A 21799-nucleotide genomic window follows, 5' to 3' on the forward strand; every position below is an offset into this window, starting at 1 on the left:
AATGCAGATGATTATCAGTCGGTTGGCCCGATGAGCGCATCTTCGCCGCATCCCGGCACGGTGGCAATCGTGAACCGCTCGATGCATGGCACCGGCACGGTCGCAAAGTCGATTGAGATCGCGACCGCTCTTCATGAGGCGGGCATTCCGGTTGAGATCTGGGCGGCGCGGCCTGATGGCGTACTCGCAGGACGCGTGCCCGCCGGCGTGCCGCTGATTGATCTCGGCCGCGGACGGCGGCTGAGGGGTGCTGGGCGTGAGATGTTGGCGCTCGGGCGGACGCTTCGGGAACGCAAGCCGGCGCTTCTCCTCTCCGCAGGCAAGCATTTTCATCTTGTCGCGCGTGGCGGTCTCCTGCTCTCGCGACGGCGTTCGTCTACGGTGTTCGGCGGCAGGGCGAGCAACTCCGGGGTTCGGCCGGGTCGTGGACCGATCAGGAACGCCATCGCCAACATGCTCTACCGGCCCAAATATCGGGGCATGGACTTTATCGTGGCGGTATCCTCCGACATCGAGCGGGAGGTTGCCGGCAAGCTCGGGCCACACGCTCCGCCGATCCACTGCATCCCGAACGGCGTCGATCTTAGCCCGGCCTGGGCCAGCCGCATGCCCGCACGATCGCACCGCTGGATAGATGATCCCGCTCTGCGTGTGCTTGTCTCTGCCGGGCGCCTTGATCCGCAGAAAGGGTACGACGTCTTGCTCCGCGCCCTGGCTGAACTCCGCGATGTGAGCGATCTTCGCCTCCTTATCGCCGGCGATGGTGGTCCGGACACCCGCAAGACACTGGAGCGGCTTGCAGAAGGCCTTGGCGTCGCCGACCGCATCGACTTCCTGGGATACTTGGCGGATCCCTTTGCCCTGATCGGAAAGGGCGATCTGTTCGTCCTGCCGTCGAGATGGGAGGGCGCGAGCAATGCCCTGCTGGAAGCGATGGCCTGCGGGCTGCCCATCGTCGCCACCGATTGTCCAGGCGGTTCTCGCGAAATCCTGGGCGGCGGCGCGCATGGCCGGCTTACGCCTGTCGATGACCCTCGCGCCTTGGCGGCGGCGATCCGTGCCGAACTTGCGGAGCGGCGCGATCCCGCCATTCAGCGGGCGGCGGCGCGGCGCTTCGACCTGACCTCGTGCATGGACGAATATGTCAGCCTGCTCGATCGCTACCGCCGCCACGGTGCGGTCTCGAGCGTCGGGCAGCCTCTTTCGGCACCTCAGTACCGCCCGCGTTTCGGCTAGATCAGCCGCAGTTTACGCCCCATCTTGCCCAGGCTTTCCCGGTCTGCGGCGGGAAGGGCAAAGCGCAGTGACATCCAGAGCGTCGCCAAGAGGATCGCGATCAGCACGCCCACGCACGGAAGCGGCGGCCGCGCCGGCACCAGAAGGGCTAAAGCGCCTCCACCCAGGCAGATCACGAAGCTGCGCCAGACAACCTGCCAGAAGGGTTGTGGAAAGGGATGGATGCCGCCCTCCCACCACAGGGCGACCACAATTGCCAGTGATGACACCACCAAGCCCGACGAGACGGCAACCGCCATGCCAGTTGCGCCATATGTGCGCGTCAGAGGAGGTGCCAAGATCGCCGCTACGAGCAGGGCGGCCAGGCTGGTGAACAGCGGGATGTGGCGGGCGGATGCGACCTGTTGAATCGAACTGCCCGGCCCCGTCATCGCGTCGAACAGCCGCGCGATGATCAACGGCACGATCAAGGGCGCACCAGCCTGCGCCTCTGGCCCGAACAGCCCCAACACCGGCTCCCGTCCTGCGATGAGCAGCGTGGCGATCGGCAAGGCGAGAACCGTCGCCATCCGGGTCGCATAGGCATAGAGCGTCTGTACTTCACCACGGTCGTGCCGCACGGTCGCCGATACCAACGGGCCGATGACGTAGCCAAGCGCCACACGGACCATCTGCACCAGGCTCGAAAGCTTGCGGGCGATGCCATAAAGGCCCGCCGCCGCCGCTCCGCCGGCCCCCGGGATGATCAGGTTCAGAACGACCGGCGGCGCGTCCCCGAAGACCCGACTGACGATGTTCGTCGGCAGCACTGACAATCCGGCGAGCAGCGTGTCGCCCATGACGCCGGGGCGTCCGGGCATCCGGAACAAAAGGCCGAGATCGTAATATCGCCGCAGCAGCCGGATGCTCAGTCCCGCCGTGATCGACAACGAGATCAGATGCGCGACGATCAAGCCCAGCGTCGAAACGCCCGCCAGCCAGAGGGTCGCCGCGATGGCGAGGCGGATCAGCTGTTCCCAAACAATGCGAAGCCGTATCTCCGGACCGAAGGCCTGCCGCGCGCGGAGCGCGGAGGTGCAAACTTCCACGATCGCCCAGAGCGGCAGTGCCCAGGCGAAGATCGCCACCGCCGTTTCCAGCTGCGGCCGATCCGCCGCCGCGACATTCATCGCCCCAGAGATAAGGGGTGCGCCGAGGCTGCAGGCCAGCGCGATCAGCGTACACGGCACGAGCGCCAGGATCAGCGACGCCCGCAACGCGGCAACCGCCTCTTCCTCGCTCGCCGCCTGCGGCACCACGCGCTGCAGCGCGGAGGTCATGCCCAGATCCGCGATGTTCTCGATCAGGTTCACCGCCGCCCAAAGGACGGTGTAGAGGCCGTATGTCGCAAGCCCGAACATCGCCACATAAGCGGGCTGCGCCACGACCTCGATAACGGAGCCCAGGCGAGCCAGGAACGCGGCGCCCGCACCCCGGGCGATATCGCGATGAGTGGCCACGCCATCAACGCGGCGCCGGCTCATTCCTCCGAGCGGATCAGCACCGCCTCGCCGATCAGGAAGAAAAGGATGAAGGGCGCCCAGGCGGCGAGGAAAGGCGGGTAGGCGCCGAGATTGCCCATGGCCAATGCGAAATTGTCAGCGACGAAATAGGCGAAGCCGAGGACCATCCCGATCACCGCGCGGACGAACAGGAGACCGGATCGCGCGAGGCCGAACGCGGCAACCGACCCGAGAAGCGGCATCAGGATGGACGAGAGCGGTCCCGCGATCTTGTGCCACCAACCCGCTTCCAATGCACCGACCGGGCGGCCGGCAGCGGACAGGTCGGCGATGGCGAGGCGGAGCGCGCCCAGCGACTTCTCGTCAGGCGACACGCTGGCGAGGGTGAACTGCTCTGGCTTGACCTCCTTCGCCACCAGCGGCGAGCCGGCGTCGGAAAGCTTGCCCGTCGTCACGTCGAACCGGCGAGCGGTGCTCAGCCGCCAGGCGTCGCCCTCCGGCTGGCCGCGGTCGGCCCGGAGGATCGACACGAGGCGCCCGCCGTCGCGCTCGAAGATGCGGACGCCGCGCAGCCTTGTGCCGCTGCCCCTGCCGCCGGCCGCCTGTGCCTCGATCAGGTCGTCGCCATCGCGAACCCAGACATTGCGGACGATACCACGATCCGGCGGGATTGCCCCGTAGTCGGCGTCCTGCCAGGCGTTCAGCGTCTCCGTTGATCGGACGACCACGCGCTCGTTGAAGACGAACGAGGTGGCCGCGATGCCGATGCTGGCAACGACCAGAGGAGCCAGGATCTGATGGGCGGAGGCACCGGCCGCCTTCATCGAGATCACCTCGCTGTTCTGGTTGAGCGTGACGAAGGTGACCAGCGTGCCGAGCAGCACCGAGAAGGGCAGGAATCGCGCGACGATCTGCGGCAGGCGGAGCGTGACATAATGCCAGAGCGCCGCGTCGCCATTGCCCGGATGGGCAAGGATGTTCCCCGATTCACCCAGCAGGTCGAGCGTCTGCAGGACCAGCACCAGCGCCGCGAGGATCGCGAAGCTGCGGAGCAGGAACATCCGCGCCATGTAGAGGGCCAGGGTTCGCGACGGGAAGAAGCGCAGCATGTACATCATGCCACACCCCTCCGCCGCCACAGCCGGAGCCAGCCGAAGATCCGCGCGCCCACCTTGGCGGCGACGCGCTCAAGCGCGCCGATCGGTTGTCCGCCCGGCACATAGGCCAGCGTCCGGAACATCCACCAGGTCAGTCCGCAGAAGATCAGGAACGGTGTCCAGGACGCGATCACGGGATCGACCTTGCCAAGGGCACCAAGCGCCTCCGCATACTGGTTCACCTTGTGATAGGTGACGATCATCACGATCGAGAGGAATACGCCCAGCGCTGATGTCGACCGCTTCGGCGGCACGGCCAATGCCACCGCCAGCAGAGGCAGCAGGAACATCGTCGCGACCTCCACCATGCGGAAATGGAAATTGGCGCGCACCTGGCTTCGCTGTTGCGGGGTAGTGGCGGCATCGCGGTTGATGCGCACGAGTTCGGGAAGGGTCAGCTCGACATCTCCCTCGCCGCGATCTCGGAACGCCTCCATCTTCGGCAGGTCGATGGGCAAGTCGTGGCCCTTGAAACTGAGCACTCGCGGAGCGGAGAAACCCGGCGCGTTGTGGACTAACGTGCCGTTCGTCAGCCGAAAGATGATTGTATCGGGATCGTCGGTGGCGAGGAAGGTGCCATGCTCGGCCGTCACGGCCAAGGACTTCCCAATATCGCCACGCGCCATCACGAAGATGCCGGACAAGTCGCGCCCGCTGTTCGCGCTCTGCTCGACCCGCAGGGTCATGCCGCGTCCCAGCTTGCTGAACTCGCCGACCTTGATCGACGCGCCCAAAGCGCCCGATCGCAGTTCGAACCGGAGCCCTTCATAGGCATAGCGGGCATAAGGCTGTACGAAGCCGACCAGCGCTAGGTTCACGGCCGCGAGCGCGATAGCGAACATGTATGGCACGCGCAGCAGCCGGCCATAGCCCATGCCCACGCCGCGCAGGACGTCCAACTCCGATGACAGCGCCAGGCGGCGGAAGGCGAGCAGGATACCCAGCATCAGGCCGATGGGAATGCCGAGCGAAAGGTATTCGGGGATCAGGTTAGCCAGCATCCGCCAGACCACGCTGACAGGCCCACCCTGTTCGACCACGAAGTCGAACAGGCGCAGCATCTTGTCCAGGAGCAGCAACATGGCCGCAAGTACCAGCGTGGCCAGCAGCGGGACGGCAATGGCGCGCGCGAGATAGCGATCGACGAGACTGAGCCTGCTCAAGTTTTGGACGCCCGATCACCACATTTTAGCCGCAAGCAATCCCCAACTACGGGAGCATTGGGGGATGCTTGCCAGAACCGCCCGGATAGGCGGAGCCGGCTATAGCTTCCAGGAGTAGGCAGGTCATGTTGAAAAAGGCGGCGGCGATGATCGGGGCGGCTCTGCTCGCCGGGTCAGCCATGCCGGCGTCCGGCGCGGTGCTGGGCGAATATGCCGAAGCATGTGAGGCGGGCCGTGGCCCGGCCATGCTCGTTCACATCACCGGGTTGAAGACGCGGACCGGCATGTTGCGGGTGCAGAGCTACGGCGGCGCCCCGCGCAGCTATTTCGAAAAGGGCGCCTGGCAGCGTCGCATCGAGGTGAGGGTGCCGGCCACCGGGCCTGTAGACGTCTGCGTACCGGTTGCGGCGAACGGCACCTATGCCGTGTCCGTCCGCCATGATCTCAACGGTTCGGGCAAGACTGACATGAAGGACGGGGGCGGCATGTCAGGAAATCCGCACCTTTCGCTCTGGGACGTCATGCTGAAGCGCAAGCCTGAGCCGCAGGAGGTTCAGGTCTCCGTGCGCGGCGTCACGCGGGTTCCAGTCACACTGAACTACGTGCAAGGCGGGACTTTCAAGCCCGTCGCTCTGGCAGCACGCTGAGTGGCGCGCGTAGCTCTTCTGTCCAACCCGCGATCGACGGGAAACCGCGCGCACCTGCCACGGGTGCGCAGCTTCTGCGCGCGGCATAGCGACGTGTTCCACTATGAGGTGGAGTCGGTCGATCAGGTGGCGGAGGCGCTGCGTATCATCGCTCGGGTAAAGCCGAAGGTTCTGGTCATCAACGGCGGCGACGGCACGGTCCAGACGGCTTTGACCGAGTTGTACTGCGGCGGTCATTTCGATGGCGCGCCGCCCCCGGTCGCGGTGCTTCCGAACGGCAAGACCAACTTAATCGCGCTCGATCTCGGGGCAGGCGACGATCCGATCGCCACGCTCGAGCGCGTGATCGAGCTCGCCCGCTCCGACAGTCTTGCCGATCACGTCGTCGCGCGTGAGCTGATCTCGCTCTCGGGCGGTGATCACGAGGAGCGTCCGGTTCTCGGCATGTTCCTGGGTGGTGCGGGATTGGCCAATTCGATCCTGTTCTGCCGCAACAAGGTCTATCCGCTCGGCCTACCGAACGGCCTCAGCCATGTGCTGACCGCGATCGCCGTGTTGATCACGCTCCTGCTTGGCATCCGGGCCGCTTTCCTGCCGCCGCGCGCAAGGCCGGTCACCGTCTCGGTGATGAAGGGGGGCGCGATCGAGGGGCGCTATGCGCTCCTGATCGTCACCACGCTCGAACGCCTGCTCCTCAATACCGACGCGAAGCTGCCGGGTGAGAAGCGGGGCGCTCTCCAGCTCATGCTTGTCGAACAAAGTCCCGTGGCGCTTGTCCGCGCAATCATCGCGGGCGTCCTCGGGAAGCTCGGCAAGTCCGTGGTAGCCGGGGTGCATCTTGGCCGCGGCGACGAGATCCGGATTGAAGGCGATCGGTCTAGCGTCATCCTGGATGGCGAGATCTTCCAGGCCGGACATGGCCGCCCGATCGTGCTGACCCAGACTGCGCCCGTGCCCTTCCTCAAGTTGGCGGCGTGACCACGATACTGGTGTCGCTCATCGGAGCGGAACTGGGGGAGCGCGCGGATCCGCGTGTGTCCGACATGGCGGCGAAGATTGCGGCAGCATATCCCGGCACCGCCCGCGGGGTTCTCTTCTATGGCTCTTGCCTCTGGAAGCAGGGTCAGGGCCTCGACGGCCAGATGCTCGACTTCTACCTGATCGTCTCCAGCTACCGCGCCGCTTATGGCTCCGGATGGAAGGCGCTCGCCAACCACCTCCTTCCCCCCAACGTGTTTCCGTTCGCGCATGACGGGCTTGCGGCGAAATATGCCGTTCTGAGCGAGGCGGACCTTGCCCGCATGACACACGGCACCCGTGCTCGCGACGTCTCGGTATGGGCCCGCTTCGCACAACCATCGCGGCTGGTCTGGGTCGCGGATGAGACTGCTCGAGCGAAGGTCGTGGAAGCCATTTCCGGCGCTGCACCAACGCTGCTCCGCCTGACCCAGCCGATGACCGGGAATACAGACGCTCTCGATGTCTGGCGTGCCGGTTTTTCGCTCACCTACCGGAGCGAGCTTCGGGCGGAGCGCGGCGATCGATCGGACCAGGTCGTCGATCACGATCCTCAGCGCTACCGCGCAATTTACGACGCGGTTACGCGACCGTCGGGTGATGCGATGCTTTCAGCAACGCGTGCCGCGCGTCTCTGGGCCGGCTTCAGGCGCCGGGGCAAGGTCCTGACGCTGCTGCGTCTCGCCAAGGCGACGACGACCTTCGCCGGCGGCATCGACTATCTCGCCTGGAAGATAAACCGCCACGCCGGCACTGCGATCGCCATCAAACCCTGGCAGCGACGCTGGCCCTTGCTCGGTGCCATCACGCTTCTGCCGAAACTGCTGGCGGGCGGCGCGGTCCGCTGACGGCGCGCGCCAGCGCGTTGTCCACGCCGCGCTGCAAGGCGGCCAAGGTGAAGGGTTTGCGCAGGATCTCATAACCGCTCAGATCGCCGGTCTCGGCCTCGCCGGTGAAGCCGGTCACCATCAATATGGCGGTGCCTGGATGTTGCGACCCGATATGCCCGACCAACTCGACACCGCTCATGCCCGGCATGACGATGTCCGACACGACCAGCCGCACGTCCTGTCGACGTGCCATGACTTCCAGCGCCTCCTCCCCGCTGCCGCAGGGGAGCGGCGCATGGCCGAGTTCGGTCAGTCCCGCGATCGTTGTTGCCCGCACGCGGGGATCGTCCTCCACCACCAGAACCACACCGTCCACGGGCTTCTCGCCAGGGGGTGGAGCGGGTGCGAGGGCGGGGATTGCCGGCGCGCTTACCGTATCGCCATGCCGGGGAAGGTAGATCGACACCGTCGTCCCGCTCGACAGTTCCGACTTGATGGTAACCGCCCCATGTGACTGCCGCGCGAAGGCGAAGACCTGGGCGAGGCCGAGACCCGTGCCCTTGCCCACGGGCTTGGTCGTGAAGAACGGCTCGAACGCCCGCTCCATCACCTGCTCGGGCATGCCCTCACCCGTGTCCGACACGGCAATCCGGAGATAGGGGCCGGGGGCCAGCTCAGGTACGGTCCCTGTCGAAACGTGCACATTGGCGGTCTCAATGTGCAGCGTTCCCTCCCCCGCCATGGCGTCGCGGGCGTTCACGGCCAGATTGAGGAGGGCGTTCTCGAACTGATGGGGGTCGGCCCAGACCGGCCAGGGCGGCTCGGTAAAGTCGGTGTCAATCCGGATGCGCTCGCCCAAGGTCCTGTCGAGCAGCTCGGAAAGCCGGCCGATCAGCGCTTCGGCATCGACGCTCTCCGGAAGAAGGGGCTCGGACCGCGCGAGGGCGAGGAGCCGCCGCGTCAACTCGGCGGCACGGTTTGCCCCTTCCATCGCGTTTTCCAAATGTCGCCGCGCTTCGGCATCACGTCCGCTCAGCCGACGCAGCGCGATCTCGACTCCTCCGACGACGACCGCCAGCATGTTGTTGAAGTCGTGCGCGATACCGCCCGTCAGCTGCCCCACCGCCTCCATCTTCTGAACCTGGCGCAAGGTCGCTTCCGCCTGTGCCCGCTCCTGTGCCTCGGCACGAAGGCGGCGGTTGGCACCTTCCAACTCTCGGGTCCGCTCCGCTACTCGAGCCTCGAGCGTTTCCGCGCGCTCCTGTTCGCGTCGGAAGTTGCGGCGGGCGATGCCGCGCTGCGCCACCGCCTGCACCGTTGCCGCTCCCAGAGCCGCGGCACTGAGCACCAGACAAATACCGAGGAAGGAGAGTAGCGCGGCCATCATGTTCGACCGTTCGGCCGACGCCTGCGCTTCATCGGCACGGCGTGCGAGAAGACCCTGTTCGCGCAAGGCCAGCTGGCGCAGGATCGCGCGCATCGCCGGCCCCTCCGGCTTCTGCCCGACCTTGTAGAACAGCGAGATCGCCGCCCAGCCCTTTTTGTAGTTGGCTAAGGTCGCAGCCTGCGCGAGGTCCTTGCCGTGAAGCGCGTAGAGCGCCTCGAATCGGCCGACGAGTTTCGAGCTGGCCGGATCGTCGTAGGTGAGCCGCTTCAGCTTGCCCAAGGCCGAGCCTGCACGCAGCCATTCGTGATAGTACCGCGTCCCCACCTGCCGGTCGCCGCTCATCACATAGCGGCCGAGCGCCGCCTCCGACGACTCGATTGCTCCGCCGAGGCCGTAGGTGGTCGTCATCACCTCATAGCTGTGGCGTTCCCGCGCGTGATCCTCATCTCGTTTGGTGTTCGAGATGTAGACTAGGCCGACGAGCGCGATCAGGAGGATCGCGGCGGCGAAGGCGAGCAAGCTGGCCAGCCCGCGCCAGACGACGTCGGGAATGACCGGCTCGGCGGTCACGATTGGTGCCTCCTGGCCCATGGCCGGATTAGCCGCTTCGAAGCTTAGGAAGTCAACCGATCACGCCTGTGGCACGCCCCGCCGCGGCGAACTTCTCCAGGATCTCGCCCACCTGCGCGGACGTATGCTCGGCGCAGAGCGAGCAGCGCAGCAGGAACATGCCGGCCGGTGTCGCCGGGGGCCGCGCCATGTTCACGTAGACGCCGGATTCCAGCAGCGCCTGCCACATGGCGACGCCGCGCTGCTGATCCGGCAGGATCAGCGCGATGATCGCCGACTGCGCCGTCTCGGTGCCGAGCGTGAAACCGAGGTCGCGCAGGCCCTGGTGCAGGCGGCGGCTGTTCTCCCAGAGGTGCGTGCGCTTGTCCCCGGCCTGCATCAGTTTGCGGATCGAGGTCGCCGCCGTCGCCACCACAGACGGCGGCAACGATGCGGTGAAGACGTATGGCCGGCAGACGAGGCGCAGCACCTCGAACTTGGGATGGTTCGACACGCAGAAGCCGCCGACTGTCCCCACGGACTTGGAGAAGGTGCCGACCACGAAGTCGATGTCCTTCTCGCAACCCAGCTCCTCGTAGACGCCGCGGCCGTTCGGACCGAAAAAGCCCATGCCGTGCGCCTCGTCGCAGAGGATCATGGCACCGTGCTTCTTCGCGACCGCCACCATTTCGGGCAGCGGTGCGATGTCGCCGAGCATCGAATAGACGCCCTCCAGCACGACCAGCTTACCCGCTTCTTTCGGCAGCCGACCGAGCCGCTTGTCGAGATCCTCGACCGAGTTATGGCGGAACCGCACGATCTCCGCATCGCCGAGCCAGCAGCCGTCATAGATCGAGGCGTGGCTGTCGGCGTCGAGGATGATGTAGTCGCCCTTGCCGGCGATGGTCGAAATCATGCCGAGATTGGCCTGATATCCTGTCGAGAACACGATCGCGTGCTCGGTGCCGTAGAAGTCCTTGAGCGCGTCCTCGCACTCCTTGTGGCCCTGGTAAGTGCCGTTCAGCACGCGGCTGCCGGTTGTGCCCGCGCCGAAATCGTCCAGCGCCTTCTTCCCCGCCGCGACGACATCCGGGTCGAAGGTCATGCCCATGTAGTTGTAGGTGCCGAGCAGGATCGTCGGCTTGCCGTTGATGATCGCCTCGGTCGGCGACCGCACCTCGGTCATCACGATCGCATAAGGATCGCGCACGCCTGTCGCGAGCAGCGCCTCACGCTCCGCGATCAGGCCGTCGAACTTGGAGAAGAGGTCCCGTCCGCCGGTATCGTCACCCAGACGCGCGTCCTCGGGAGTCAGTGCGGCCTCGCTCATCCCTTGAGCTTCTCCACCGCATCGACCAGCTGGCCGACCGTCTCGATCTCGGCCTGCATGTTCATCGTGATGATGATGTCGAAGTCGTCCTCAACCGCCGCGACGAAGTCCATCACCGTCAGGCTGTCCCATTCGAGATCGCCGGCGAAGGTCGTCGCTTCGGTCAGGCTCACGCCCTTACGGTTGAAGGGTTCGATCAGGGTGGCGACCTTGTCGAAGGTCTCGGTACGCTCTGTCATCCGCGGTCCTTAGCCATATGGCCGGATCGATGCCAACCGATTGCGGCGGGAAGGGGGCGACGCGGCGTTGTCCTCATGCCGTTTCGCTCCTAAGCAGCGCGGGAACCCTGATCCGGCGCGGGAGGCGTGATGAGCGAAACCGACCTCGACGACGCGCTGCCCGAGGAAACCCGGCTGGACGAGGACGACCGGCTGAAGCCCGAGTTCGTCCGCGAAGTCGTCGCCTGTCTGGAGGCCGGCAATCCCGACGGCGCACGCCTGATCGTGGCACCCCTCCATGCCGCCGACATCGCCGATCTCTTCGAACAGGTGCCCGGCGAGTACCGCGCCCCCCTCGCCGCCGCCCTTGGCGAAAGCCTCGATGCCGACGTGCTCGCCGAGATGAACGAGTGGGTCCGCGACGAGCTGATCGAGGCGCTCGAACCGCATCAGGTCGCCGATATCGCGGCGCAGATGGATACCGATGACGCCGTCGCGATCATCGAGGAAATGGACGACGAGGACCAGCGTGCGGTGCTGCGCGCGCTGGAGCCTGACGACCGCGCCGCGATCGAAGAGGCGCTGTCCTATCCCGAGGAGTCCGCCGGTCGCCTGATGCAGCGCGAGCTGATCGCCGTGCCGGAGCACTGGCATGTCGGCGACGTGCTCGACTATCTCCGTCGCAATGCCGAACTGACCACCGACTTCTGGGAGATCTTCGTCGTCGATCCCGGCCACAAGCCGGTCGGCACCTGCAAGCTCAGCTGGATCCTGCGCACGCCGAGCGAGATCGCGATCGGCGACGTCATGCAGCGCGAACAGACGCTGATCCCCGTCGATATGGATCAGGAGGAGGTGGCCCTCCGCTTCCAGAAATACGCGCTGATCTCGGCCGCCGTTGTCGATGCGGCAGGGCGGCTGGTGGGCATGATCACCGTCGATGACGTCGTCCACATCATTCAGGAGGAAGCCGGCGAGGACATCCTCCGCCTCTCCGGGGCTGGCGAAGGCGACATCAACGAGCCGGTGCTCGACAGCTACAAGACCCGCGTCCGCTGGCTCATCGCCAACCTCTTCACCGCCTTGGTCGCATCCAGCATCATCGCCGCGTTCGAGGGCACGATCGCGCGGATGGTGGCGCTCGCGACGCTGATGCCGATCGTGGCCGGCGTCGGCGGCAATGCCGGCACGCAGACGATGGCGGTTACCGTCCGCGCGCTCGCCACCAACCAGCTGACCAAGTCGAACACATGGCGCAGCATCATGCGCGAGATCCGCGTCGCCATGCTGAACGGCGCGACGGTGGCGGCGGTGATCGGCTGCGGCGTCGGGATCGTCTTCCGCAATGGGGAGCTTGGTGCCGTGATCGCCGCCGCCATGATGACCAACATCCTGATCGCGGGCATGGCCGGCGTGCTGGTGCCGATCGGCCTCGAACGGACCGGCGCGGATCCCGCAATCTCCTCCTCGATCTTCGTCACCATGACGACCGACTCGATGGGGTTCCTCGCCTTTCTCGGTCTTGCGACGGCGGCAGGCTTGGGTGGCTGAAGCGGGTCGCGCTTCCTAGATAGCCCGCATGGGTTTGCACATCACGAAGGTCGCGGTTGCTTGTGAGACGGTGGACGATCTGCGGGAGCGGCTGGCAGGCCGCGCGGCTGGGGGAGAAGTCGCGGTCGTCACCCGCTACAAGCCGACCCGCGCGGCGGAACTGATCGGCGGATCGCTCTACTGGATCCACAAGCACCGCCTCATCGGTCGCCAGACGATCCTCCGCTTCGCCGAGACCGAGGAGGGCCGATGCGCGATCTGGCTAGACGCGCGTCTGATCCCCGTTGCCACCATGCCGAAGCGGGCGCATCAGGGCTGGCGCTACCTGGAGGCCTCGGCGGCTCCCCCCGATCTCGGCGGCGCGGCGGCAAGCGATCTGGCTGTCATGCCGCCACGGATGGTCGAGGAACTGGCGGCGCTGGCACTGCTCTGACCAATCGGGCACCAGTAAGGACATGGAGGTCATCACACCCTTCGATTTCCGCGACATGTTCGCGGAGGGCGGCTCGCTCGCCATCATCGGCAATGCGCCTTCTCTGGTTGGCGAAGGGCTGGGTGCCTGGATCGACAGCCACGATGTCGTGGTCCGCTTCAATGAGGCGGCCCTGGCCGGGTTCGAGGCGGATCTCGGATCGCGCACCGACATCCTTGTCACCAATCCTTATCCGGAGGGCCGCGACAGACCGCCGCTCGACGGCTTCGAATGCCGGATGGTGCTGGCGATCGCCCCGCTCACCCGCCGCGGCGATGCGGCGACCTTCGTCGTGGTCCGCTTCAATGAGGCGGCCCTGGCCGGGTTCGAGGCGGATCTCGGATCGCGCACCGACATCCTTGTCACCAATCCTTATCCGGAGGGCCGCGACAGACCGCCGCTCGACGGCTTCGAATGCCGGATGGTGCTGGCGATCGCCCCGCTCACCCGCCGCGGCGATGCGGCGACCTTCCGGGCTTGGGTGGGCGATCGCCGCGTGCTTTTCACCTATACGCCGGACCCCGGCGGGCTGGCTTCACCGCGCATCGGCGGGCTGACCACCGGGGTCGCTGCCTATCCGCTGCTCCGCCGCATCTTGCGACCGAGCGCGATCACGCTGGCCAACTTCACCATGTTCCAGGGTGAGACGGCGCATAGCTATTGGACCGAGGCGACCCCGCCGGGTGTCGCCAAGCACGACATGCGCTCCAATGCGCAGGCGCTGGTGGAGATGATCAATGGCTCGGGTAAAAACGGGATCACCGTCACCTCCGACCTGCGGTGGATGGCGGCGCAGGCTGGCGTGAAACTATCCAAATATGTGCAGGTAAAGGAGCTGACGGCGTTCCCGCCTGATGCCGGCTAGGCGGCGCTCTTCCGCCTCCTCGGTGCCACGAAGGGCAACAGTGCCGCATCGATCCCGTCCGCACTCATACGATCGCGGAGATACGCCGCCATGAACTGCCGCTGCTTCTCTGACGGCGAACTCGCCAACGCGTCGGCGATCCGCGCCCAATGCGCCTCGACGGCATCGAGCAACGCCGGGGAGGGGCCAAACGCTGGTCCCCGCTTACCCAGCCGTTCCGCTGCGGCGGCCATGGCCTGCTCCCACGATCCGACCGCATCTTCCTTCCGTCCTGCATGGCCGAGGAAACCGTCGAACTTCGCGATCGCCGGTTGCGCGACCAGAACGGCAGGAACGCAATATGAGAACGCGGTGATGTACCCGTGCAGCGAGGCGCCGACGAACACCTCCGCATGGGCGATCAGCGCGGCGATCTCCCGCAGCTCCCGCGCCCGGTCCAGCAGCAAGAGGGCGCCGCCGATCCGCTCGCCCAGACTGGCGGCAAGGGTGTCGTCGCCATGGCAGGGGCCGATCGCGACGAGAGCCGGCACTACGCCGTTGTCGCGGCAGAAGGTCGCGATCCGCGCGGCGACGGCCTCCTCTCCTTCCGCCTGAACCGCCCGCGCCTTCGCGTGGAACACCGCGACGCGGCTGCCTGCATCCAACCCGCTCTGCGCCAACATGTCCCTGAATACCGGCGTCAGGCTCTCGCGTGGCCACATCTGCGCCACCTCGACCGCGCTGTCGGGCATGATGGCGGGCGCGAAGCCCTCCGGCAGGTTCGCGGCACTCGCCGCGTCGCGCACGCTGAGGTAACTTGCGGCTGAAATCGCCAGCGGCACGGCCGGCGGCGCATCGGCGTCGAACGGCAGCGGCACGCCGGGCGCGTTCCAGATCAGCGGTACCTCCTGAGTCGACGCCGCCAGCGCCGCGCCCAACCAGAGCGAGAGATATGCCCAGGCCCGCATGTTGCCCTGTTGATAGTCGGGCAGCTTCACGGCCGAGCGATGGATGATGCTCCCGCCTCCCACCAGCACGGCATCCACCGGCCGCTCTCCCCGCATGAACGCTTCGACGGCCATCGGGCGGAGGGCGTCACGCCAGGGAACTGCGCTGCTAGTCGGAGATACCGGAACGACGTCGAAGCCGAGCCTCTCAAGCCGCCAGCGCGTGAGCAGCGGGAACAGGCAATCGCCGTAATTGGCGACGTCGAAAGTCCCGAAAACGGCGGCGGTCTTCATCCGACGGCCCGGCCAGCGATGCGGTTCAGGCGGCCGTTTCCACAGGCGTCCGCACTTCGAATGGTGCGAAGAATCCAGGTGCCTCCACCTGAGAGACGTCGATGCCGGCGGCGCGTTGCTCTTCCAGGAAGGCCGCGCGCTCGGCCTCGTCGTTCCACGGCATCCGGAACGGCGGCTCGCTCTTCAGCTGCTTGAAGATCTCCTTGTTGACCGCGACGGACGCATTGTCGCGCCAGCTTTTCGCGTCTTCCGCAAGGAGGCCACCCTTGATGTAGAGGTTGGCGCGCGGCCGCCTTCCGTCGGGAAGCTCGATGCGGCGAAAGCCGTAGCCGACATGCTTGATCCGGCTCGTCCACTCGGCGTGTCCGACGCCATAGCCGTGGAAGCGGGTGTCGAGGAAGCCCACCTTCTGCATTGCGCGGAGCGAGACCGCCGTGCATTGCGCCGTCGCCTTGTTGTTGACGTAGGGATCGGCGGCTGTCCCTGCTCCGGAGACGATCTGCGCGGCGATCTTGTCATGCGCATAGGCGAGGTGGTCATGCGCCTGCGTCGCGCGGTCCCACTCTTCTTCCCAGCCGAACTCGACAGGGTAGATGTCGTCTTCTAGCAGCAGCAGCGTCTCGCATCCGCGCGCAAGCAGCGCGTAGAGACCGCGGTTCTTGTTCCAGCAAACCCCCCGGTTCTCGCGCCCAATCACGGTGAACCCGGCCTGCCTGAACCAGTCTCCCGTGCCATCCGTGCTGCCGTCGTCCGCAATGACCAGCTCGATGGGGCTTCGCGTCTGCTCGATGACCCGTCCGATCACCTGCCGCGCGCGATCGAAGCGATTGTACGTGATCAGCGCAATTCCGATTTTCGCCATTCGATTTTCCTGTCTTGCGGGCGAGACTTGGCAGCGGGCGGCGCCTCCCGCAAGTCGCCTGTTCAACCGACCATGGTGTCGAGGGCGCGTGCCACCTCATCCATATCGACCGAGTAATCCTGATTGCGCGGAGACTGCGTCATGTCCGACGGGGTTCCAAGCACAAAGCCGCAGCGCGCCTGGCGGTAGGCTGCGATGATGGCATCGTCCGCGAACGTGAATGTCATAGGCGCGAGGATGATGGCGGTCTCCGGCCGCCGCTGGAACAGGGCCAAGTACGTCTGGCTGCCGATGGCGCCGGCGAGATGCTTGGCGCTCGCCACGGCTGCCATCTGTTCCAGAACGCTTAGTTGTTCAGGAAAGACAATTTCGTAGCCACGCTCTTGGAACAGTGCTTCCACCGCCTCTTCGTTCTGCAGGATCCGTCGCTTTCCCCAGCAGCGACGGCTCAGGTATACGCGCTCAGGCTGGCGGTAAGTCGCCAGCCGTGCCGAAAGAATTTCGGTGACTTGCATACAGGTCTCGAAGAATGCCGGATTTGCTCCCCGGTGGAGATCGTAAAGAGCAAGCGGCTTGAAAAGCCTGCTGAAACGCGCGGGCTCGTTGAGGATGGTGACATCTCCACGCGACAAGCCGACCGCCTCAAAGAATGGAGATTGGTAGGTCGCGCGCGATAGATCGTAGTCGGCATGTGCGACGATCTCGTAGCCGTACTCCTTTGCCCATTGAACGGGCCACAGGCGAGGCAGCAAATCGAGGAGGAAGTGGCCGAACTGCTTTGGAATTGTGCCCAGGTACAGCACGGGGCGCGTGAACTCGCGTCCGATTCGCACCTCCGCGCGCGCGACGAAACGTCTTCCCTCTCGAACGATGACATCCCCACGGACCGGCTTGCCGCCGTGTACCGTGGATTGGGCGAAGGTCCGGCCTGCTGCATTGGCCAAGCAGTCCTGACCGAGGTGCAACGCGTCTTTCAAACTCACCATTCTCGTGGGGATCGGCTTCGTCTCTCGGTCCCGCCAGCCCTCCATGTACAAGGCGCTTGCGGACGGAGCAGCCTCGCCGCACGCTTCTAGCGAAAGCGTCCGGCTGTCGGGCGCAGGCCCGATCTGATAGATTCCATCGGCAGCAGCACATCGAAGGGCCCTCAGGTCTGGGATGTGGTGCGGCTGAAGCTCTGTCGCCGCAAACAAGTGGCCTGCCTCGAAACGCATGCTTCCTCCGGATGCCCCGGAACGGTAGGGTGGGGCGTGACGAAGTGGAAGAGGGCGCAATCACAAGCGTCCGGAATGAGTCAGCTGTCGGGGTGGAAAATGAACGTATTGCCCTCGTTGCATGAGCTTGGGCTCGCCGCCGGTACTGACAAGGCCAGCAGGCACAATTACCTACACGCCTATCAGGCGGCTTTGGAAGCGCATCGCTCGACAGCGGACCTGGTCGTCGAAATCGGCGTCAAGGACGGCGCTTCGCTCCGCATGTGGAAGCGCTATTTTTCTAAAGCGCGGATCATCGGGATCGACATTCAGCCGCGCTGCATTGACCATGTCGAAGAACGCATCGCCGTGCACATTGGTGAGCAGACGGACACGGCCTTCCTTGATGCAACCTTAGGAGGCGCGCGACCCGATGTGATCATCGATGATGGATCGCACCGGTGGACGCACCAGATCGAAACCTTCCTGCACCTTTTTCCGAAACTCGCGCCAGAGGGCGTGTACGTGATCGAAGATCTTCAGACGAGCCATGTCACGCTGGCGAGCCGTTATGGCGAAGCGGGCAAGGAGACGGCGGTACACTATCTAGGACGCCTCGCCGCTTCGGTCATGGCGACTGGTGACATTCCGGATGCGCCGTCCGATCCAGTGCTGGAGGCTATCCGCAAGACCATCGAGCAGGTGACGCTCGGCCAGCGCTACTGCATCCTGAAGAAAAAGAGGTGAGCGGCGCCATCGCAGAACTGCCTGTGTCCCACGATGATGGATCGGGATTGAACCAAGGTACTGAGCGACTTCTTTTCCTGCACGTGGGTCGGGGGAAGACAGGAACCACGAGTCTGCAGGCTGCTCTCGCCGCCAATCGTGAGCGCCTTCTTCATGCCGGTTGCGCTTACCCGCTACCACCCGCGCAGGAAAACGACGGCCTGGGCCTAGTCGCTGCGAACGCCAGCTGGCTCTTCGGAAGCCCCGCCGCGCTCCCGTTCCAGTTGCAGGGTCAGGCTACGCGCGAGGACATGATCGTTGAGAACTTCCGTCGATGGCTTCCGCTGTTCCCTCCGACGCAGAAATGTATCGTCTCGAGCGAGTTCCTGTGGGGCCTTTCCGAAGATGCCCTCCGCAACATCGCCCACCTAATCGCCGCAGCAGGCTTCAGGCCGGTTGTGATCGCCTATCTGCGCGAGCAGGCAGATCACTTGGTTTCCTGGTACTGTCAGAACGTTCGGAAGCGCCGCATCGTCGCCCCCCTGGCAGAAGTGTTTCTCAAAAGAGCGACGAAGCTTGCGGCAGATGACACCGGCATGGACGCGTCGAACTACGACGTGGCGATAGGCAAACTTGAACGGGCGTTCGACTCAGAGAATATTCTACCGCGGGTCTGGCAGCGAGATCGCTTGGTCGGCGGAGGCACCTCGGCCGACTTCCTGGCCCAATTGGGCGTCGGACTCCCGCTATCTCTCTCCGAACCATCGATGAACCAGAGTGCAGGGGTCGTTGAGGTCGAAGCGATGCGGCGAATAATGATTTCGGGAGAATATCCTGATATTAGAATCTCAACGTTGAGCAAGATCGCGCTGAAGAGGGGCGCATTGCCGGTGCGCGATTTCATCGCTCAGGTCGCACCTGAGATCGTGGAAGACTTCCGTGCAGCTTATCGCGCGTCCAACGAACGTGTTCGGGCGCGGTATTTCAACAGTCAGACGCTCTTGTTTGATATGGCGCCCTTTGGCGAACAACCCTCGACTGCGACGATTGAAGCAGAAGTGGCCGATCTCGTGAGAGCATATAGGAAGCGGAGAGCGCGCGAAACGCGGCCTGCGAACTTACAAGCCGCGAACGGCTGACACCATCGTAGGGGATGTTGAACAAGCCAGATAGTCGGCGCTTTTCTTCGAAGGTTTGCCAGCGGATGTCTCACCAGCTATGCCGCTCGATATAGGGAGCGCGGGCTTGGGCGGACGGACGAAAGTTGCACTGATCACCGGGGTCACCGGGCAGGACGGCGCCTATCTTGCGCAGCTTCTCGTCGCCAAGGGGTACGAGGTTCACGGGATCAAGCGCCGGTCCTCCTCCTTCAACACCGCGCGCATCGACCAGATGATCCGCGATGCGCAGGACTCGGGTGCTCCGATCACCCTGCACTACGGCGACATGACGGATTCCACCAACCTGATCCGGATCATTCAGGAGGTTCAGCCGGACGAGATCTACAATCTTGCCGCGCAGAGCCATGTGCAGGTGAGCTTCGAGACGCCGGAGTACACCGCCAACGCCGATGCGATCGGCGTGCTGCGGATTCTGGAGGCAATCCGCATCCTGAAGATGGAGGACAAGGTCCGCTTCTACCAGGCGTCCACCTCCGAACTGTACGGCAAGGTGGTCGAAACGCCGCAGTCCGAGACCACGCCCTTCTACCCGCGCTCGCCCTACGGCGTTGCCAAGCTCTACGGCTACTGGATCGCGGTGAACTATCGCGAGGCCTATGGCATGTTCGCGTGCAACGGCATCCTGTTCAATCACGAAAGCCCGATCCGGGGGGAGACCTTCGTCACCCGCAAGATCACGCGCGCCGTGGCGGAGATCGCGCTCGGCCGGCGTGAGAAGTTCTGGCTCGGCAACCTCGACGCCAAGCGCGATTGGGGTCACGCGCGCGATTATGTCGAAGGCATGTGGCGCATTCTCCAGCATGACGAAGCAGACGACTTCGTGCTGGCGACCGGCGTATTGCGGTCGGTGCGCGAGTTCGTCGAATGCGCGTTCCGCCGGATCGACGTCGAAATCGCCTGGGAGGGCAGCGGCACCGACGAGGTCGGGCGCTGCAGCAAGACGGGCAAGGTCCATATCGGCATCGATCCGCGCTATTTCCGCCCGACCGAAGTGGATCTCCTGCTCGGCGACAGCACCAAGGCGCGAACGCGTCTCGGATGGGAGCCGAAGGTGGAGTTCGACGCTCTCGTGGAGGAGATGGTCGCCTGCGATCTCGTGGCGATCGCCGAAGAGAACCGCATCGCGCTGGACCAGAAATGAGCGGTTCTTCAGCCTCTCGTGGCCGGGTGCTGGTCTGCGGCCATCGCGGCATGGTCGGCTCGGCGCTCGTCCGCCGGCTGCAGCGAGATGGGGAAGAGGTGGCGACGCTCGGCCGCGCCGAGGTCGACTTTCTCGATCAGGCGGCGACCTTCGCCGCGATCGCTGCGCTCAAGCCCGACGCGATCATCGTGGCGGCGGCGAAGGTCGGCGGTATCCATGCCAACGCCACCCAGCCCAAGCCGTTCATCTACGATAACATCGTCAGCGCCGCGAACATCATGGAGGGCGCACACCGGGCGGACGTGAACCGCCTCCTGTTCCTCGGTTCTTCGTGCATCTACCCGCGGGAGGCGCCTCAGCCGATCCGGGAGGAATACCTCCTGACGGGGCCTCTGGAGCCGACGAACGAGTGGTATGCGGTTGCCAAGATCGCCGGGATCAAGCTTGCCCAAGCGTACCGGCGCAGTCACGGCCGTGATTACATCGCGGCCATGCCGACCAACCTCTACGGCCCGGGGGACAACTATCATCCGGAGAACAGTCACGTTCCCGCAGGCCTCATCCGTCGCTTCCACGAAGCAAAGGAGAGGCAGGATGCCCAGGCCGTGGTGTGGGGCAGCGGAAAGCCACGGCGCGAATTCATGCATGTCGACGATCTGGCCGATGCGTGCATCCACCTGCTCGATCATTACAGCGGGGACATGCCGATCAATCTCGGGACCGGGCAGGACGTCTCGATCGCGGAGTTCGCGACTCTGGTTGCGAAGGTTGTCGGCTTCGAGGGGAATCTGGTCTTCGACGCCAGCCGCCCGGACGGTGCGCCACGCAAGCTCCTCGATGTCACGCGTCTGAAGGCGCTCGGATGGCGGGCGAGCATCGGACTGGAGGCCGGCCTTTCCGATGCCTACCGCGACTTCCAGTCCCGCTTTGTGACGGAGGCGGCCGCTTGAGCGATATTCGCGAGGCGTCCGCCGACGCCACCATGCTGAAGCTTCACCTCGGCTGCGGGAGGAAGCATCTTCCCGGCTGGGTTCACGTCGATGCGCTGCCCTATCCTCATGTCGACCATGTGGGTGCCGTCGAAGCGCTGCCCTTTATTGAAAGCGGCACCGTCGATCTCATCTACAGCTGCCATGTGCTCGAACATTTCGGCCGCAACGAATATCAGGCAGTCCTGGCCGAGTGGCACAGGGTGCTGCGGAAGCCGGGTGGCGTGTTGCGGCTGGCTGTTCCTGACTTCAGGGCCTGTGCTGAACTCTATCTTTCGGGGACGCTGGACCGGGGTATCGTGGACGTGATGGGCCTTCTGATGGGCGGTCAGCGGGATCAATACGACTATCATAAGGTCCTGTTCGATGAGCCCACGCTCACAGAGGCTCTTATGCAGGCGGGCTTCGCATCAGTGCGGACGTGGGATTGGCGCAAGACGGAACATGCGGGTATGGACGATTATTCGCAGGCCTATCTGCCGCACATGGACAAGGTGAACGGCCGGCTGGTCAGCCTCAATCTCGAAGCTGTGGCGTAAGAACCATGCAAAGCTGCGACCGCG

21 protein-coding genes are annotated in these 21799 nt (G+C 65.0%); 12 read left to right on the top strand and 9 right to left on the bottom strand.

The window, feature by feature from the left end:
- Window positions 1–30 precede the first annotated feature (30 nt).
- On the top strand, window positions 31–1236 hold the full coding sequence (locus ACM608_RS16540; protein ID WP_419684682.1) for a glycosyltransferase: 1206 nt from the start codon (window positions 31–33) through the stop codon (window positions 1234–1236).
- On the opposite strand, the gene ACM608_RS16545 is transcribed toward ACM608_RS16540, so the two are convergent.
- The 3 genes from ACM608_RS16545 to lptF are packed head-to-tail and all read right to left on the bottom strand — an operon-like array spanning window position 1233 to window position 5058.
- A complete protein-coding gene (locus tag ACM608_RS16545) occupies window positions 1233–2759 on the bottom strand; it encodes a lipopolysaccharide biosynthesis protein (protein WP_419684684.1) in 1527 nt (508 codons plus the stop codon). The genes ACM608_RS16540 and ACM608_RS16545 overlap by 4 nt on opposite strands.
- Entirely contained in the window at window positions 2756–3853 is a 1098-nt protein-coding gene (gene lptG, locus ACM608_RS16550; RefSeq protein WP_419685263.1) for an LPS export ABC transporter permease LptG, read from the bottom strand. The genes ACM608_RS16545 and lptG overlap by 4 nt, the downstream gene beginning before the upstream one ends.
- Window positions 3853–5058 carry an LPS export ABC transporter permease LptF gene (gene lptF, locus ACM608_RS16555; RefSeq protein WP_419684685.1) on the bottom strand — a complete coding sequence of 402 codons (1206 nt, stop codon included), beginning with the start codon at window positions 5056–5058 and terminating at the stop codon, window positions 3853–3855. The genes lptG and lptF overlap by 1 nt, the downstream gene beginning before the upstream one ends.
- A gap of 125 nt (window positions 5059–5183) precedes the next feature.
- Here lptF and ACM608_RS16560 point away from each other — a divergent pair, with 125 nt between their 5' ends.
- From ACM608_RS16560 to ACM608_RS16570, 3 genes are read left to right on the top strand one after another with little or no spacing between them, the layout of a single operon-like run.
- Window positions 5184–5705 (top strand): DUF2141 domain-containing protein, encoded by a 522-nt coding sequence (locus ACM608_RS16560; RefSeq protein WP_419684686.1) that lies wholly within the window; start codon window positions 5184–5186, stop codon window positions 5703–5705.
- Window positions 5706–6683: a diacylglycerol/lipid kinase family protein gene (locus ACM608_RS16565; RefSeq protein ID WP_419684687.1), complete on the top strand. Its 978-nt coding sequence runs from the start codon at window positions 5706–5708 to the stop codon at window positions 6681–6683.
- Window positions 6680–7570 (top strand): hypothetical protein, encoded by an 891-nt coding sequence (locus ACM608_RS16570; protein ID WP_419684688.1) that lies wholly within the window; start codon window positions 6680–6682, stop codon window positions 7568–7570. Before ACM608_RS16565 ends, ACM608_RS16570 begins: the two co-directional genes overlap by 4 nt.
- Here ACM608_RS16570 and ACM608_RS16575 read toward each other — a convergent pair.
- Genes ACM608_RS16575 through ACM608_RS16585 form a run of 3 tightly spaced genes read right to left on the bottom strand, consistent with a single transcriptional unit; the run spans window position 7527 to window position 11057 of the window.
- Complete coding sequence (locus tag ACM608_RS16575) at window positions 7527–9509, bottom strand: ATP-binding protein (RefSeq protein WP_419684690.1); 1983 nt, start codon at window positions 9507–9509, stop codon at window positions 7527–7529. The genes ACM608_RS16570 and ACM608_RS16575 overlap by 44 nt on opposite strands.
- A 52-nt stretch (window positions 9510–9561) precedes the next feature.
- Entirely contained in the window at window positions 9562–10818 is a 1257-nt protein-coding gene (gene spt / locus ACM608_RS16580) for a serine palmitoyltransferase (RefSeq protein WP_419684691.1), read from the bottom strand.
- Complete coding sequence (locus ACM608_RS16585; RefSeq protein WP_419684693.1) at window positions 10815–11057, bottom strand: acyl carrier protein; 243 nt, start codon at window positions 11055–11057, stop codon at window positions 10815–10817. The genes spt and ACM608_RS16585 overlap by 4 nt, the downstream gene beginning before the upstream one ends.
- A 129-nt stretch (window positions 11058–11186) precedes the next feature.
- Here ACM608_RS16585 and mgtE point away from each other — a divergent pair, with 129 nt between their 5' ends.
- Genes mgtE through ACM608_RS16600 form a run of 3 tightly spaced genes read left to right on the top strand, consistent with a single transcriptional unit; the run spans window position 11187 to window position 13924 of the window.
- Window positions 11187–12587 (top strand): magnesium transporter, encoded by a 1401-nt coding sequence (gene mgtE / locus ACM608_RS16590; protein WP_419684694.1) that lies wholly within the window; start codon window positions 11187–11189, stop codon window positions 12585–12587.
- A gap of 28 nt (window positions 12588–12615) precedes the next feature.
- Window positions 12616–13020, top strand: coding sequence for a DUF1489 family protein (locus tag ACM608_RS16595; protein ID WP_419684695.1), 405 nt, complete (start codon window positions 12616–12618; stop codon window positions 13018–13020).
- 22 nt (window positions 13021–13042) lie between these two features.
- The gene (locus ACM608_RS16600) at window positions 13043–13924 is read left to right on the top strand and encodes a glycosyltransferase family 29 protein (RefSeq protein WP_419684696.1); all 882 of its coding nucleotides are present in this window, start codon (window positions 13043–13045) and stop codon (window positions 13922–13924) included.
- Here ACM608_RS16600 and ACM608_RS16605 read toward each other — a convergent pair.
- The 3 genes from ACM608_RS16605 to ACM608_RS16615 all read right to left on the bottom strand — a co-directional run bounded on the left by ACM608_RS16605 (window position 13921) and on the right by ACM608_RS16615 (window position 17220).
- Complete coding sequence (locus tag ACM608_RS16605) at window positions 13921–15144, bottom strand: polysaccharide pyruvyl transferase family protein (protein ID WP_419684698.1); 1224 nt, start codon at window positions 15142–15144, stop codon at window positions 13921–13923. The two genes, ACM608_RS16600 and ACM608_RS16605, sit on opposite strands and share 4 nt — an antisense overlap.
- Before the next feature lie 25 nt (window positions 15145–15169).
- Window positions 15170–16006, bottom strand: coding sequence for a glycosyltransferase family 2 protein (locus ACM608_RS16610; RefSeq protein WP_419684700.1), 837 nt, complete (start codon window positions 16004–16006; stop codon window positions 15170–15172).
- 62 nt (window positions 16007–16068) lie between these two features.
- On the bottom strand, window positions 16069–17220 hold the full coding sequence (locus tag ACM608_RS16615; protein ID WP_419684702.1) for a glycosyltransferase family 61 protein: 1152 nt from the start codon (window positions 17218–17220) through the stop codon (window positions 16069–16071).
- A gap of 36 nt (window positions 17221–17256) precedes the next feature.
- On the opposite strand from ACM608_RS16615, the gene ACM608_RS16620 reads away from it, so the two are divergent.
- From ACM608_RS16620 to ACM608_RS16640, 5 genes are all read left to right on the top strand, one after another.
- The gene (locus ACM608_RS16620) at window positions 17257–17946 is read left to right on the top strand and encodes a class I SAM-dependent methyltransferase (protein WP_419684704.1); all 690 of its coding nucleotides are present in this window, start codon (window positions 17257–17259) and stop codon (window positions 17944–17946) included.
- Entirely contained in the window at window positions 17943–19064 is a 1122-nt protein-coding gene (locus ACM608_RS16625) for a hypothetical protein (RefSeq protein ID WP_419684705.1), read from the top strand. Before ACM608_RS16620 ends, ACM608_RS16625 begins: the two co-directional genes overlap by 4 nt.
- Window positions 19065–19143: 79 nt before the next feature.
- On the top strand, window positions 19144–20247 hold the full coding sequence (gmd, locus tag ACM608_RS16630) for a GDP-mannose 4,6-dehydratase (protein WP_419684707.1): 1104 nt from the start codon (window positions 19144–19146) through the stop codon (window positions 20245–20247).
- Window positions 20244–21197: a GDP-L-fucose synthase family protein gene (locus tag ACM608_RS16635; protein ID WP_419684709.1), complete on the top strand. Its 954-nt coding sequence runs from the start codon at window positions 20244–20246 to the stop codon at window positions 21195–21197. Before gmd ends, ACM608_RS16635 begins: the two co-directional genes overlap by 4 nt.
- Entirely contained in the window at window positions 21194–21775 is a 582-nt protein-coding gene (locus ACM608_RS16640; protein WP_419684711.1) for a class I SAM-dependent methyltransferase, read from the top strand. The genes ACM608_RS16635 and ACM608_RS16640 overlap by 4 nt, the downstream gene beginning before the upstream one ends.
- The last annotated feature ends 24 nt before the right edge of the window (window positions 21776–21799 follow it).

Origin of the sequence: Sphingomonas sp. ID0503 (genome assembly GCF_048565625.1) — a bacterium.
Taxonomy (GTDB): domain Bacteria; phylum Pseudomonadota; class Alphaproteobacteria; order Sphingomonadales; family Sphingomonadaceae; genus JBLZUR01.